The 14362-nt window shown below is 61.4% G+C and carries 18 protein-coding genes; 12 read left to right on the top strand and 6 right to left on the bottom strand.

Annotated elements, in window-relative coordinates:
* The first annotated feature begins 92 nt into the window (after window positions 1-92).
* The 3 genes from pgsA to CAK95_RS01645 are packed head-to-tail and all read left to right on the top strand — an operon-like array spanning window position 93 to window position 1508.
* The gene (gene pgsA / locus CAK95_RS01635; protein WP_086086241.1) at window positions 93-749 is read left to right on the top strand and encodes a CDP-diacylglycerol--glycerol-3-phosphate 3-phosphatidyltransferase; all 657 of its coding nucleotides are present in this window, start codon (window positions 93-95) and stop codon (window positions 747-749) included.
* A gap of 5 nt (window positions 750-754) precedes the next feature.
* On the top strand, window positions 755-1006 hold the full coding sequence (gene moaD, locus CAK95_RS01640; RefSeq protein WP_086091131.1) for a molybdopterin converting factor subunit 1: 252 nt from the start codon (window positions 755-757) through the stop codon (window positions 1004-1006).
* A gap of 22 nt (window positions 1007-1028) precedes the next feature.
* A complete protein-coding gene (locus CAK95_RS01645; RefSeq protein WP_183044324.1) occupies window positions 1029-1508 on the top strand; it encodes a molybdenum cofactor biosynthesis protein MoaE in 480 nt (159 codons plus the stop codon).
* A 50-nt stretch (window positions 1509-1558) separates the two neighbouring features.
* On the opposite strand, the gene CAK95_RS01650 is transcribed toward CAK95_RS01645, so the two are convergent.
* Complete coding sequence (locus CAK95_RS01650; protein ID WP_086086242.1) at window positions 1559-2446, bottom strand: branched-chain amino acid aminotransferase; 888 nt, start codon at window positions 2444-2446, stop codon at window positions 1559-1561.
* Between the two features lie 239 nt (window positions 2447-2685).
* Between CAK95_RS01650 and CAK95_RS01655 the strand changes: the two genes are divergently transcribed.
* From CAK95_RS01655 to CAK95_RS01665, 3 genes are read left to right on the top strand one after another with little or no spacing between them, the layout of a single operon-like run.
* Entirely contained in the window at window positions 2686-3225 is a 540-nt protein-coding gene (locus CAK95_RS01655) for a MarR family winged helix-turn-helix transcriptional regulator (RefSeq protein ID WP_086086243.1), read from the top strand.
* Window positions 3226-3261: 36 nt separating this feature from the next.
* Window positions 3262-3975 carry a response regulator gene (locus CAK95_RS01660; RefSeq protein WP_086086244.1) on the top strand — a complete coding sequence of 238 codons (714 nt, stop codon included), beginning with the start codon at window positions 3262-3264 and terminating at the stop codon, window positions 3973-3975.
* Between the two features lie 10 nt (window positions 3976-3985).
* Entirely contained in the window at window positions 3986-5371 is a 1386-nt protein-coding gene (locus CAK95_RS01665; protein WP_086086245.1) for an ATP-binding protein, read from the top strand.
* Window positions 5372-5440: 69 nt separating this feature from the next.
* Here CAK95_RS01665 and CAK95_RS01670 read toward each other — a convergent pair whose 3' ends face one another.
* Window positions 5441-5848: a hypothetical protein gene (locus tag CAK95_RS01670; RefSeq protein ID WP_086086246.1), complete on the bottom strand. Its 408-nt coding sequence runs from the start codon at window positions 5846-5848 to the stop codon at window positions 5441-5443.
* A gap of 254 nt (window positions 5849-6102) precedes the next feature.
* Window positions 6103-6417 carry a hypothetical protein gene (locus CAK95_RS01675; protein WP_086086247.1) on the bottom strand — a complete coding sequence of 105 codons (315 nt, stop codon included), beginning with the start codon at window positions 6415-6417 and terminating at the stop codon, window positions 6103-6105.
* A gap of 346 nt (window positions 6418-6763) precedes the next feature.
* Between CAK95_RS01675 and CAK95_RS01680 the strand changes: the two genes are divergently transcribed.
* On the top strand, window positions 6764-7570 hold the full coding sequence (locus CAK95_RS01680) for a L,D-transpeptidase (RefSeq protein WP_086086248.1): 807 nt from the start codon (window positions 6764-6766) through the stop codon (window positions 7568-7570).
* Between the two features lie 98 nt (window positions 7571-7668).
* Entirely contained in the window at window positions 7669-8607 is a 939-nt protein-coding gene (locus CAK95_RS30140) for a YidB family protein (RefSeq protein WP_198343794.1), read from the top strand.
* A 4-nt stretch (window positions 8608-8611) separates the two neighbouring features.
* On the opposite strand, the gene CAK95_RS01690 is transcribed toward CAK95_RS30140, so the two are convergent.
* Window positions 8612-8923: a hypothetical protein gene (locus CAK95_RS01690; RefSeq protein WP_086086249.1), complete on the bottom strand. Its 312-nt coding sequence runs from the start codon at window positions 8921-8923 to the stop codon at window positions 8612-8614.
* A 91-nt stretch (window positions 8924-9014) separates the two neighbouring features.
* On the opposite strand from CAK95_RS01690, the gene CAK95_RS01695 reads away from it, so the two are divergent.
* The gene (locus CAK95_RS01695; RefSeq protein ID WP_210190730.1) at window positions 9015-9155 is read left to right on the top strand and encodes a hypothetical protein; all 141 of its coding nucleotides are present in this window, start codon (window positions 9015-9017) and stop codon (window positions 9153-9155) included.
* A gap of 4 nt (window positions 9156-9159) precedes the next feature.
* On the opposite strand, the gene CAK95_RS01700 is transcribed toward CAK95_RS01695, so the two are convergent.
* The gene (locus CAK95_RS01700; RefSeq protein ID WP_086086251.1) at window positions 9160-9468 is read right to left on the bottom strand and encodes a polyhydroxyalkanoic acid system family protein; all 309 of its coding nucleotides are present in this window, start codon (window positions 9466-9468) and stop codon (window positions 9160-9162) included.
* A gap of 301 nt (window positions 9469-9769) precedes the next feature.
* Here CAK95_RS01700 and CAK95_RS01705 point away from each other — a divergent pair, with 301 nt between their 5' ends.
* A complete protein-coding gene (locus tag CAK95_RS01705; protein ID WP_086086252.1) occupies window positions 9770-10675 on the top strand; it encodes a 50S ribosomal protein L11 methyltransferase in 906 nt (301 codons plus the stop codon).
* Window positions 10676-10727: 52 nt separating this feature from the next.
* Here the strand turns inward: CAK95_RS01705 and CAK95_RS01710 are convergent, their stop codons facing one another.
* Complete coding sequence (locus CAK95_RS01710) at window positions 10728-10946, bottom strand: hypothetical protein (protein ID WP_086086253.1); 219 nt, start codon at window positions 10944-10946, stop codon at window positions 10728-10730.
* 308 nt (window positions 10947-11254) lie between these two features.
* On the opposite strand from CAK95_RS01710, the gene CAK95_RS01715 reads away from it, so the two are divergent.
* Both CAK95_RS01715 and CAK95_RS01720 read left to right on the top strand, forming a co-directional pair.
* Complete coding sequence (locus CAK95_RS01715; protein ID WP_086091134.1) at window positions 11255-13090, top strand: aminopeptidase P family protein; 1836 nt, start codon at window positions 11255-11257, stop codon at window positions 13088-13090.
* The gene (locus CAK95_RS01720) at window positions 13051-14355 is read left to right on the top strand and encodes a multidrug effflux MFS transporter (RefSeq protein WP_086086254.1); all 1305 of its coding nucleotides are present in this window, start codon (window positions 13051-13053) and stop codon (window positions 14353-14355) included. The genes CAK95_RS01715 and CAK95_RS01720 overlap by 40 nt, the downstream gene beginning before the upstream one ends.
* Window positions 14356-14362 lie beyond the last annotated feature (7 nt).

Here is a 14362-nt window from a genome sequence, read left to right on the forward strand (position 1 = left end):
GCAAATCGCTGTTTCACACGGGGGATGGGACAAATAGGCCGATCCAGCGTGAGCGGGTTGACGCGGCAGGGTCGGAAGTGTTCGGTGACTTGATGGACTCCGTATCCACGCAGCGCATTGCCGGGCGGGCATTTTCCCTGCCCAATATTCTGACTTATTGCCGCATCGCGGCTGTGCCGCTGGTCGTGGCCTGCATGTATTGGCAGGCCATCCTGCAGGGCGGGTTGTGGCTGCGCGTGCTGGCACTGGTGATCTTCATTGCCGCGGGTATCACCGATTTTTTCGATGGCTATCTGGCGCGCTCCTGGGGCCAGCAATCGGCGCTCGGCCGCATGCTGGACCCGATTGCCGACAAGCTTCTCGTTTCTGCCTGCCTGCTGATGCTCGCCGCGGATGAAACCATCAAGGGCTGGTCGCTGTTCGCCGCCATCATCATCCTGTGCCGGGAAATCCTGGTGTCGGGCCTGCGCGAATATCTCGCCGAATTGCAGGTCAGCGTGCCGGTGACCCAACTCGCCAAATGGAAGACGACCCTGCAGCTCGTCGCCATCGGTTTCCTGCTGGGCGGCGAAGCGGTGGATTACAGCCTCCCCTCCGCCATGCTCGACTGGCGCTGGAAGATCGGCGAAGACCCCTTACCTCTTACGACAACGGTCGGCATCGTACTGTTGTGGATTTCGGCGCTGCTGACGCTTTATACCGGCTGGGACTATTTCCGGGCCGGCCTGCGCCATATCATCGAGGAATGATGAGCCTGAAGCTTCTGTATTTCGCGTGGGTCCGCGAGCGTATCGGCAAGACCGAGGAGGAGATCACCCCTCCGGCGGGCGTGGCGACGGTCGCGGACTTGATGAACTGGCTCGCCGAACGCGGTGAGGAATACGCGCATGCGTTTGAGAACCGCAAGGTGATCCGCGCCGCGATCGACCGCAACCATGTGCAACCGGGCGCCGCCATCGCCGGGGCGCGCGAGATCGCCTTCTTCCCGCCGATGACCGGCGGGTAAAGCGCAATAAGCAGAGCGAACGATGATCGCGACGATCCGCCTGCAAAGCGAAGACTTCGACGCCGGCGTGGAGAGCGCAAAGCTCACGCAGGGCCGGTCGGATATCGGCGCGGTCGTGACGTTCACCGGCATCTGCCGCGACCATGAAGGCGGCCGTGGCGTTAACGCGATGACGCTCGAACACTATCCCGGCATGGCGGAAGAGGAGATTGCGCGGCATGTCGCCGATGCGCAGGTCCGCTGGCCGCTGCTCGGCGTCACCGTGATCCACCGCTATGGGCGCATGCTGCCCGGCGACAATATTGTGCTGGTCGCAACGGCGTCCTCCCACCGGGACGCCGCCTTTGAGGCCGCATCATACTTGATGGACTACCTGAAAACCCGCGCGCCGTTCTGGAAACTGGAAGAACGTTCCGACGGACAGGATTGGGTTGTCGCCAAGGATGCTGACGACACCGCAGCAGCGCGATGGGTGCGGAGCGACAAGGACGCGGCGGAGTAGCTGCTTATGGCCGTCCCGCGCAAGCGGGGACGACCACTTGTTAAATCATGCTAAGCCGCGCGCGATTTCGGCTGCACTTCGGCCGTGTAGTCGTCCATCAACTGCTTGGTGATGGTGCCCGGCGTGAATTTCCAGTCGGCGATCTCTGCCACCGCGGTGACTTCCGCGGCGCTGCCGGTGATGAAGCATTCCGAGAAGCTCGTCAGCTCGTCCGGCAGGATGCGGCGTTCGATCACCTCGAACCCACGGCGCTTGGCAAGCTCGATCACCGTCTTGCGGGTGATGCCGTCGAGGAAACAGTCGGCGATCGGCGTGTGGATCTTGCCGTCCTTGACGAAGAAAATATTCGCCCCGGTGCATTCGGCAACACGGCCCTCCCAATCCAGCATCATCGCATCGGCATAGCCGCGCCGTTCGGCGCGGTGCTTGGAGACGGTGCAGATCATGTAAAGACCGGCAGCCTTAGCCAGACACGGCGCCGTGCGTGGATCCGGCCGGCGATACTCGGCAAGATCGAGCTTGATGCCCTTCAGGCGCTGCTCGGGATCGAAATAGCTCGGCCATTGCCAGGTCGCGATGGCGAGATGGATCTTGTTACCCTGTGCCGACACGCCGAGCTGCTCGGAACCGCGCCAGGCGATCGGGCGCACGTACGCGTCCTTCATGCCATTCTTCTCGATGACGAGCCGCTTGGCCGCATCGATTTCGGCGACGCTGTAGGGAATCTCGAAATCGAGAATGTTGGCCGACCGCTTCAGCCGCTCGGAATGCTCCGTGCACTTGAAGATTTCGCCGCCATAAGCGCGCTCGCCCTCGAAGACGGCGCTCGCGTAGTGCAACCCATGGGTCAGCACATGGATTTTGGCTTCCGGTCCCGGCACAAGCTTGCCGTCGAACCAGATCATGCCTGGCAATTGGTCGAAGGGGACGGCCATCACGTTCCTCCTGAAGGGAGCTAGGCCGCGGCGGGGTCCGTCAACGGAGCCCGATTTTGCGTCGCGGGCCAAGTCCCATTATGGTTTTTACCGGCTCGTGTAAAAAAATCGATGTCAGAACCAGTCGAATTTCGCTGCCAGTATCGCCAGCAGGATATTTCGTTCTCGCTGCTCTTTCGGTAACAATCTGCCAGAAATATGTCAATATGGCTGACATAACTGACCTTTGGTGCCATACCATCATGCCAGTGCCTCAAGTCCGCGACCGTACCCATTCCGCAGAAGCAACGCCGCCCCGTGGCAGCGGCGAACCGGTCTGGGATTTGATCGAGCTGCTGTTTTTCGCCTACCGCGATTTCGTGGGTGACGCCGACGAGGCGCTGGCCGAATTTGGCTTTGGCCGTGCCCACCACCGCGTCCTGCACTTCGTGACACGGCATCCGGGTATGAAGGTGGCGGATCTGCTGGAGATCCTCAATATCACCAAGCAATCGCTGGCTCGTGTCCTCAAGCAACTGGTCGACGAGGGCTATGTCCTGCAGAAGGAAGGCGCCAATGACCGCCGCCAGCGCCTTCTTTATGCCACGCCGACGGGCGAAGCGCTGGCCATGAAACTGGCGGGTTTGCAAACACAACGGATCGCGCGTGCCCTCGACGATATCGGACCCGGCGCGCGCGAGGAGGCCCGCCGCTTTCTGATTGCAATGATCGATGGCCGGGAACGCGAGCATGTGCTGCAGCTCATTGCGCGCGCCGACCGGTTGAGACAAGGTCAGCCCTAGTGCAAGCGTCGAAAACAGGACACTAGAGGGCATTCCATGGCTCTTGGCGCTGCACCCGCAATTCCCGCCGACGACGCTCCACACCTTCTCGTGGTGGACGACGACCGGCGTATTCGCGATCTCTTGTCGCGCTTTCTGGCGTCCGAAGGCTATCGCGTCACCACCGCGGTCGATGCGGCCGAAGCCCGCGCGAAACTCGGCGGACTGCATTTCGACCTTCTGATCCTCGACGTGATGATGCCGGGCGAAAGCGGGTTCGACCTTGCGAAGTCGCTGCGCGAGACGTCAACGGTGCCGATCCTGATGCTGACAGCCCGCGACGAAAGCGCCATGCGCATCGAAGGGTTGCAGATCGGCGCCGACGATTATGTCGCCAAACCATTTGAACCGCGTGAACTGTCGCTCCGCATTGGCAATATCCTGAAACGGGCGCAGCCCGTCGTGACACCACAGGTCGAATCCGTGCGCTTTGGCGACTTTGTCTTCCATATCGCACGCGGTGAATTGCGGCGCGGCGAAGAGATGGTGCGCCTGACCGATCGCGAACGCGACATGCTGCGCATTCTGTCGGCGACACCGGGCGAAACCGTGCCACGTTTGTCGCTCACCGGCAACGACCCGGCCGCTAACGAACGGGCCGTCGATGTGCAGGTGAACCGGCTGCGCCGCAAGATCGAACGCGATCCGGCCAATCCGCTTTTCGTGCAGACCGTCCGCGGTATCGGTTATCGCCTCGTCGTATCTCCGTGAGGTCACGGCCGTGACCAGTCTCGATGTCGGCATTGCCACGATCCGCTCCGCCGCCAATCGAGTCAGCGTGGCGTGGGACCGGCTCGGCAAGGCGCTCAAGCGCTTCATGCCGACCGGGCTTTATGCCCGTGCGCTGCTGATCATCATCGCACCGATGGTGATCCTGCAATCGGTCGTCGCCTTCGTGTTCATGGAGCGGCACTGGAATTCGGTAACGCAGAAATTATCGGCATCGGTCGTGTCGGATATCGCAGCGCTGATCGATGTCTATCGTCTTTATCCGCAAGATCCGCAAAACAACCAGATCCGCAAAATCGCGCAGGAACGGCTCGGCCTTGTCGTCGATTTCCTGCCGGCAACGGAAATGCCGCCGCCGGGACCAAAACCATTTTTCTCGCTGCTCGATCAGGCATTGTCGGTGGAGCTGACCAAGATCAAGCGCCCGTTCTGGATCGACACCGTCGGCCGCTCCTCGCTCGTCGAAATCCGCATCAAGCTCGACAATGCGGTGATGCGGGTATTCGCTCCCCGCAGCGCCGCTTACGCGTCCAATTCGGAAATCTTCCTGTTCTGGATGGTCGGCACCTCGCTGGTGCTGCTGACTGTCGCGATCATCTTCCTGCGCAATCAGATCCGGCCGATCCTGCGCCTTGCCGATGCCGCCGAGGCGTTCGGCAAAGGCCGCGAGGCGCCGAATTTCCGGCCCCGTGGCGCGCGCGAAGTGCGGCGCGCAGCCGTTGCCTTCATCGAAATGAAGCTGCGCGTCGAACGCGCGATCGAGCAGCGCACCACCATGCTCGCGGGTGTATCGCACGACCTGCGCACGATCCTGACGCGCTTCAAGCTGGAGCTTGCCTTGCTTGGCGATGCGCCGGAGCTCGACGCGATGAAGAAAGACGTCGACGAGATGCAGCGCATGCTCGAGGCTTATCTCTCCTTCGCACGCGGCGACATGGGCGAGCAGTCGACGCCGACCGACATGGCCGCGTTCCTGGAGGAATTGAAGGATGACGCCGAGCGCACCGGACACAAGGCGACAGTGGAGTTTTCCGGCCTGCCGATCGTGACGGTGAAATCGGCGGCGTTCAAGCGCTGCCTCGCCAATCTCGTTACCAATGCGGCGCGCTATGCACACTCCATCGCTATCACCGGCAGCCGAGATCATCGCTGGTTGACCATCACAATCGACGACGACGGCCCGGGCATTCCCCCTGCGATGCGCGAAGAAGTGTTCAAGCCATTCCTGCGCCTCGATAACGCACGCAATCAGGACAAGGGCGGCACCGGTCTTGGCCTTGCCATCGCCCGCGACATCGCGCGCTCGCATGGCGGCGATATCATGCTTGGCGATTCACCGCTCGGCGGCTTGCGCGCGACAGTGCGCGTGCCGGTGTAAGCACAAATCACCGCAGACAAAAAAGCCCCGGCTATGCCGGGGCTTTTTCAGCATTCGCTGCTTGGACGATTACGGGCAGAACCATACCGGTCCGACCAGGATGCAGCCACGTGTCTGCCAATCCCATGGACGCGCACCATAACGGCGCCAGCCGACCGGAGCATAACTGTAGCGATGACCCGCGACCCATCGGCCGTGACGATAACCATGACCCCGCCACTTGTCACCGCGATGACCATGCCACTTATTGCCACCATGCCATTTGTTGCCACCATGATGCTTGCCACCACCATGATGTTTGTTGCCACCATGATGTTTGCCACCGCCACGGCGCCCTCTGCCATCGCCGTCTTTCTTCACCTGAACGACGGACGAATCGACCGACAGCACATTCGGACCGACGGGCGCAGCAGAAGCGGGCACGATCAACAGCGCCGACACAAATAGCGCCGGCGCGATTTTGGAAACCAGAGACATGCGTTCTCCTTGGGGGTGAGGAATCGTCGGCCACGCAGGGGTTGTGAAACCGAACCGGGGGAAGCTAGACCGTGTTTCTTTAACGAAGGGTAGCGGAGCGGGATATCCTTGATTGCGAGGTCTCAACGTATCGTGATCTAAACGAGATTGGTCCAGTGGATCGGTTCGTCGCAATTGCAGGCGACAAAACCAATTCCACAGGACCGCTCATTTACTCCACGAGTATCGTACTATCGCGTTAGCGACTTGAGACGCTAGCGGGGTTTCGGGGCCGGCTCACCGGCAGGCTCTGCACCCGATTCCTTGGAGCTCGGTTTGACGTTGGCGTTGATGCCATCCTGCGTCGAACCGGTCGTATCGCTGCTCGGCGCGGGAGCGGTCATACCAGAACCCGTTGTCCCTCCGCGCTGGCCGCCGGTACTCCGCGGCTGATTTTCGGCGCCGCTCGGTTCAGCACCCGACTGCATCGAACCCGGATTTACGTTGCCGGGAGGCGGTGTCGTCTGGGCGGCCGCGACCGACGCTGCCAGAACGCCGGCAGTGGCCAAAAGCGCGATCTTGCGAATCATCAGAACTCTCCTCTGCGTTGGTTCAATCTTCCGCGGCAGAATACCTCGTGTTATTATCGAGGTTTGCCAGCCACACTTGGTCAATACTTGCGGCGTGCGAGCGTTCCTGAAACTCCAAACAATCTTTGCGCGTATCGGGCTTAAATTAACGGAACGAATCTTAGATTGCCGATTGGGGGGATGACGCGTTTGTGAGTGCTTCGTAAGCAATGCCGATGCGCATTGTTTCAATTTTCACTGCAAATGCAGCAATCCTTCAATGCGAGTCCTTAAGCGCATTTCGCAATTGAGCCTTATTTTTCTCGTGGGACCTGGTTATATTGCGTTGCCGTATTGAGGTGAAAACATGCGTATCTGCGTTCCTGTGCTTGCTGCTCTCGCGACAGCTTTTGCCGTATCGCCGGCCCTCGCCGATCTCAAAATCACCGTAGACAAGACCGCACAGACGCTCACCGTCGCACGCGACGGGCAGGTTTTGCATACGTGGCCGGTGTCGACCGGCCGCACCGGCCGGTTCACACCGACGGGCAATTTCCGGGCCTTCCGTATGGAGAAGGATCATTACTCCAAGGAATTCGATGACGCGCCGATGCCGCATTCGATCTTTTTTACCGAACGCGGCCACGCCATCCATGGTTCGTATGAGACGAAGAAGCTGGGACGCCCCGCCTCGGGCGGTTGCGTGCGGCTTGCTCCGGAAAACGCAAAGACGCTGTTCGAGATGGTTCAGGCGGAAGGTGTCCTGAAGACCAAGGTGGAAGTGGAAGGCGATGAACGCGTGGCTATCGCACGTGCCAATCGGCAATTGACTCAGCCCGAGCGTCAGGCGTCACGCGGGCGCACCGGACTGCCGCCGCAATATGCGCCACGTGAAGAAGATGAACAGCAGCGGGCGCAAACGCAGCCTCGGCGTGAGCGCTATGCCGCACCCCGTGGCTATTATGATCAGCAATTCGGTTATCAGCAGCGGCCGTCTCAGGCACCGCAGCAGCAACAACAATATTATTATGATGGCTATGCGTGGCGCCCCTACAACGGCGCGGCCTATCGCGCCCAGGCGCAACCCTATTACGGCCAGCAGCGCCCCTATTATCCGCAGCAGCAATATTACTATCAGCAGCGCTACGGATACGGTTACGGTTACGGCGATTGATCGCGTGACCGGGCTTTGCGTCGTCACCGTTCCGTCTTGATTGCGCGGTTCTCTTGCGATCGAACTGACTCGCCAATGGTGCTTTCGCAGGAGACGGAATGATGGGCGTGCTGGATGTCATCCTTGGCCGCGACGAACAGGGCAATCCCTCGAAGATCAACATGGCGCTGATCGCGCTGCTGCTGTGGCGCTGGTACCAAAGCACGCAGCAAGCCGGAGGTGAGGCGCAGCCCATGCCCTCGCCGCTGCCGTCTCCACGCAATCGAGCACCCGTTCCGGACGCGCCGACACATATCCCGAGCGGCGCGCCAGCACAGATCCCATCGCCAGGCACGGGCGGCAATAGCGACAGTGACTTCGGCCCGTTGATTGAATCGACCAAGCGTATGCCGGACTTCCAGCGTGGCGGCAGCAGCGGCGGTATGGGTGGCGGTGGCATGGGTGGCGGCGGGCTCGGCGATATCCTGGGCGACATTCTTCGCGGTGGACAGGGTGGTGGTGGCCGGGCCAGCGGGCCGGGTGGCGGCGGCCTGGGTGATATTCTCGGCGACGTTCTCGGTGGCGGTCGCGGCATGCCGGGCGGCGGCGGACGTGGTGGGCCTGCCGGCGGTGGCGCTCTGGGCGACATCCTTGGCGATATTCTCGGCGGCGGACGTGGCATGCCGACATCGCGAGTCGCCGGTCCGCAGGGCGATCCGCTCGGCGGCGTTTTAAGCAGCACAGGCGGCGGTCTCGGCGGATTGCTGGCGGGCGGTGCGGCCGGCGGCATCCTCGGCGATTTGCTGAAGCAGTTCGATCAATCCGGCCAAGGCGCGGCGGCACGCTCATGGATCTCGAGCGGCGAGAACGTGCCGGTGGCACCGAATGACATCGAAAAGACCTTCGGTTCAGACATCATCAATCAGCTCGCCGGCCAGTTCGGCATGAACAAGGACGAGCTGCTGCAGGGTTTGAGTCAGACTTTGCCCGGTGTGGTCGATCAGCTCACACCGAATGGACGTCTGCCGACGGAAGACGAGATCGCCCACTGGAAATAGGCAGCTATTGTTTTTCGCCCGGCGGATTTTGCCCCGGCCATTTCCGTTCAAGCCAACGCAGCAGCCGTGCCATCGGCGGCTGCAATGGCGGGACATCGATCGCGAGCAGAAGCAAGCCGAGCGGCAGCATCCAGATGCCAAGGATCGGCAGGAAGCTGAAAACGCCTCCGAGGATCAGAAGGCCGGACGAGGGAATACGCCATAGCCGCGCGTTAGGTTGTCTGAGAAAAAACGACGCGCGCGCAATTCGCAGCGGCAGCCGCTGTTCGAAGCGGTGCAGCAGGGCGTGGAAATCAAGCTCGGTTTGCATGGTCATTCTGTAGGGTCGTGAACTCACATTGTGGCAATGCTGTGCGGCGCTTCAATGGCCGACGCCGAGCGTGACCATTTTCGATATGATGATGCGCATGCAGGCGCTGCAGGAAAAATTGCAGACGCAGCGCAAAGACCGACGCAAATTCGCGCGCGCCAACCCGCTCATCCCGAAAACGATCGCTTGTTTCGTTGAACGAAGCACCGTCGCTCGACGAAGCCGGACAGGGATCTGACACGCTATTTCTTTTCCAGCAGCAACTTGCCGCGTGCGCGGATCGCCGTTTGCGCAGCTTCGGCAAACTTCTGCAGCAGCCATGGCAACGTCACTTCCAGTTTGACGTGATCGTCTGCGACGTCGACCGTGCCGGCCGCCGCCTGCCCCAACGCGCGGACGCGAAAGGTCAGCCGGTCTCCCGACCAGATCTCCTCATCGACCTTGAGCACAGGAAAGCTCGCCGCAGCCCCGGTGAGGCCAGGTTTCAGACGACGCAGCGCTTCCTCTTTGCCAAGGCGATGCGGGATGGAAACGACGATGGGCTTCGACATGGTCTACTGACCGCCTCCTCCTGGTCGGGGCGCCACCACTTTCAGGGAGGTTATGTAGGCAATCCGGCACGGACGGCCAGTGTCCTCCCGCCGCACCCAACGGCCGCAGGCTTCTGTTGACGAAGAACGGGCAAAAGTGCCGCGGAGGACCGAAAACGGGGCTCCACCTGCACCGTGGCAGTTGTGGAGGGGCTGTTGGCATGCTGTGGAACATCGGCAAATCCGGCCGTGCCATCGGGCGCGCCCGCCCCCCTGTGAGTTCCAGCCTGTGAAGAGCGGGCGCAGCACCGACAAAAGCAGCATGACGTCCAGTCCAGAGAGCCGCGACGAAACCAGCCTCGCCCGCATTGTCACCGACAAGGCCACCGCCAGCCGCATCGCCGACCTACTGGGCGAGACGCTTGATCCTGAGCTTTGCGCTGTCTCGATCTTCGAGACTCCGGATGGCTGGGCCACCGAAGCGATTTTCCATGATGATGAGACCCGGGAACTGATCGCCGATATCGTCGCACGTGAACTCGGCCCGGCTGCGCAAGGCCAGATCGAAATCACGACCATTGAAAAGCGCGACTGGGTCGCCGCCAGCCTCGAGGGTCTCGTTCCGGTGCACGCCGGCCGCTTTGTCATCCATGGTGCACATGATCGCGCTCGCGTGCGGCTGAACCAGATCGGCATCGAGATCGAAGCCGCGCTGGCTTTCGGGACCGGCCATCACGGCACGACGCGGGGCTGCCTGCTGGCTTTCGACGCGATCCGCAAACGCGCGCGGAACGCGCATGCCTGGCGCATTCTCGATATCGGTACCGGCACCGGCGTGCTGGCCATTGCCGCGGCGCGCGCCCTCACCATTCCAGTGCTAGCAAGCGATATCGATCCGATGGCGGTTGCCGTGGCGCGCGAAAATGCACGGCTCAATCACGTGCCGTCGCTGGTCAGCGTGTTCACCGCCGCCGGCGCGCATGCGCATCGTTTTCGCTTGGGTTGCCGCTACGATTTGATCTTTGCAAATATTCTGGAAGCACCGCTGCGGCGCATGTCGGCGACGCTGTCGAACCTCGTGGCGCCCGGTGGATTTTTGATCCTCTCCGGCCTTTTGCCCGCGCACGCTGTCGGCGTGATCGCGGCGTATCGCCGGCAGGGGCTGGTGCTGGAATCGCGGCTGACGCTCGACGGCTGGGTGACGCTGACGATGCGCCGCGGTGGATGACAAAACGCCCCGGATGGCCGGGGCGTTTTTTGAACTCGAAGCCTTTGACCAATCAACGGGCGAAAGGAAGGTCCTTTTCGCTGCGAGCCAGGCGATCGCCCGCATACTCGAATTGCGTCGGCAGCAGATGCTGATGCATCGCGATCTCGCGTTCCGCCTGGCGCATGCGGCCGGCAACGAAAGCGGCCCAGGCGCGGGCGAACAGGCTCGTCTTCGGCGCGGCAGCGCTCGCCGGAAGGGTGGCGGTAGAACCGACGGTCATCGCAGTCATGGTGTCTCTCCTTGTTCAAATCCAATGGACACCCAGGGTCGTCCTCCAGACTTTCTGCAGTGCAACATAATGACGGCAAGCCCTTCGCACATGCGAAAAGAACGCATGGCTCGCCTCCGAAGACCGCATGAAATGCTTCATATTTTGGAAAGCAACGGCACTTCTACGAGCATGAACGGCATTGCCGCAGCGCAATATACTGCAGCGCAAAATGCCGCGGCTCATGCAGTTCACGACATAATCTTTCGCGCCATGACTGGCAGGCGATCTGATAAGGCATGTGCATCAACGAGATAGAGCCCGCGACGATGTTTTCAGCCAAATTCCAGACCTTCGATGATGTGGCGGACCCGGCCGCCGCTGCGCCGCGAATCGCCGCATTGCGGGCGAAATTGCGGCAAAACGGGCTCGACGGTTTCGTTCTTCCCCGCGCCGACCGGCACCAGAACGAATATGTGCCGGAGAGCGAGGAACGGCTGGCTTTCCTGACCGGCTTCACCGGCTCGGCTGGTTTTCTGATCGTGCTTCTCGACAAAGCGATCCTGTTCACCGACGGCCGTTACACGCTGCAGGCCCGCGAGCAGACCGATCCGGCGATCTTCTCAATCGTAAACATGGTCGAGACATCACCCGCGGCCTGGATCGAGCAGAACCTGCCAGCCGGCACCACGCTTGGCTATGACGCCTGGCTGCACACAGCCGAGGGTGCGGAGAAACTCTCCAAGGCCTGCGCCAAGGTCGGCGCGACGCTGGTGCCGGTGAAGAACAATCCAGTCGACGACATCTGGAAAGGTCGCCCTGCGCCGCCGCTCGGCGCCGTCGTGCTGCATGATCTGCGTCATACCGGCGCCGCCACCAAGGACAAGCTGCAGAAGACTGTCGCCGAGATCGGCAAGCAGCGCGCCGATGCGCTGGTGATCACCGATCCGCACAATATCGCCTGGCTGTTCAATATTCGAGGCTCGGATGTCGCGCATACGCCGCTGCCGCTCTCCTTTGGCCTCGTGCCGAAAGACGGCCGTCCGTCGATCTATATCGACGGACGCAAACTCTCGAACGCGGTGCGCGACCAGCTCGAACAGACGGCCGATGTGCGTGAACCGGACTCGCTGACCAGCGACATCGAAAAGCTCGGCAAGACTAACGCGACGATGCTGCTCGATCAGGCGACGGCAGCGGATGCGCTGGTGAAACAGGCCGAACAAGCTGGTGGCAAGATCGTTCGCGTTGCCGATCCCATCACCGCACTGAAAGCGGTGAAAAACGAAACGGAGATCGCCGGCGCCCACAACGCGCAAGCGCGTGACGGGGCGGCAATGGCGCGCTTCCTCGCCTGGTTTGATCGCGAAGCACCACGCGGCCAACTCACCGAGATCGCGGCGGTCGAAGCGCTGGAAACATTTCGCCGCGAGAGTGGCGCACTGAAAGACGTGTCGTTCCCGAGCATATCCGGCGCGGGGCCGAACGGCGCCATCGTGCATTATCGCGTCACCCGCAAGACCAATCGCCCGATCAAGCCCGGCGAATTATTCCTGATCGATTCCGGCGGCCAATACGACGATGGCACCACCGACATCACCCGTACCATTGCCGTCGGTACACCGACTGAGGAAATGCGCACGCGTTTCACGCAGGTGCTGAAAGGTCACATCGCCGTGGCGCGCGCGATATTTCCCGACGGCACCAGCGGTGCCCAACTCGATACGCTGGCGCGGCAATATCTCTGGCAGGCGGGCGTCGATTTCGAACATGGCACCGGCCACGGCGTCGGCAGCTATCTATCGGTGCATGAAGGCCCGGCGCGGATTTCCAAGCTTGGAACCGTGCCGCTGAAGCGTGGCATGATCCTGTCCAACGAGCCTGGCTATTACAAGGCCGACGGCTTCGGCATCCGGATCGAAAATCTCATTCTCGTCGTTGCGGCGCCGGTCATCGCGGGTGCCGAAAAGCCGATGAACGCATTCGAGACGATCACACTGGCGCCGATCGACCGCAGCCTCATCGATGTCAGGCTCATGACAGCCGAGGAGATCGCCTGGCTCGATAGCTACCATGCGCGGGTTGCAGAGACGATTGCGCCTCTGGTTGATAAGGATACGCAGGCTTGGCTGAAGGCCGTGACCCGGCCGCTGGGCGACAACTGACCGAGTTTCCTTTCGTGGATGCATCGACACCAAAAGCCGCAGCAGAGGCGGCCGACCCGGCTTCGCGTCCGGCGCCGATCGGACTGATCGTGCTGTTGATGATCATGAGCGCGATCGGCCCGGTCTCGCTTAACATCCTGACGCCGGTGACGCCGAGCCTTGCCGATATCTTTGGAACGCGGGTCGAAACAGTTCAGTTGACGCTGTCGCTTTATCTCGTAGGACTGGCGATCTCGCAATTGCTGCTGGGACCGCTGTCCGACCGCTTTGGCCGCAAGCCGGTACTATTGCTTGGCCTGTTCATTACCACCGTAGCCAGCATTGCCGCGGTTTTCTCGACCTCCATTCAGATGCTGATCGTGTTTCGCATTCTGCAGGCGTTAGGAGCCTCATCCGGTCTTGTGATCGGTCGTGCGATCATCCGCGATCTCTATGCGCGCGAACGCGCCGCCTCGATGATCGGACTTGTCACGACGGCGATGGTCGTTGCACCAATGGTGGCACCACTGATTGGCGGCCTGCTCGATAAGGCGCTGGGCAAACATTATGGCTGGCAAGGCACGTTCGTGCTGGTTGGAGCGTTCGCTGGCGTCGTGATGGTCTGGGTGATAGCCGGTTTGAAAGAAACCCGGCCCGACCACATCACCGGCGGCGGGCTTCGCTTCATCGGGCGGGAGAGTCGCGAACTGTTCGCGAATCGCCGTTTCCTCGGCTATGTGCTGGTCTGTGCCATCGGCACGGCGACTTTCTTTGCGTTTCTTGGCGGCGGCCCGCATGTCGTCGTCAGCATCATGGAGCGCTCTGCGTTTGAGTATGGCCTATGGTTCATGCTCACGGCTGGCGGCTTCATGCTCGGCAATTTCGTGACGGCGCGGAATTCGCAACGTTACGGCATCGATCGGATGATCCATTTCGGTTTGCTCAGCATGCTCGTCGGAGCCGTGCTGATGATGGCGACAGTCGCGCTCTGGCCGTATGACGGGCCGTGGACCATCTTCCTGCCGCAGATATTGATCTCGTTTGGCAACGGCGTGTTTCTGCCAAACTGCGTCGCCGGAGCCGTCAGTGTGCGTCCTCAGGCCGCGGGCACGGCATCGGGCATCACTGGTTTCTCGCAGATGGCGGTGGGCGCTGTGGCCGCCCAAGGCATGAGTCACCTGGTTGCCACCGCCGAGACGGCAATGCCGCTCTCGATCGTAACGCTGGCCCTGTCAGTGGTCTCGAGCGCGGCGTTCTACGTGTTTCTTACCAAGCGGGGAACGTAATTACGCG

The organism is Pseudorhodoplanes sinuspersici, assembly GCF_002119765.1.
Classification (GTDB): Bacteria; Pseudomonadota; Alphaproteobacteria; order Rhizobiales; family Xanthobacteraceae; genus Pseudorhodoplanes; species Pseudorhodoplanes sinuspersici.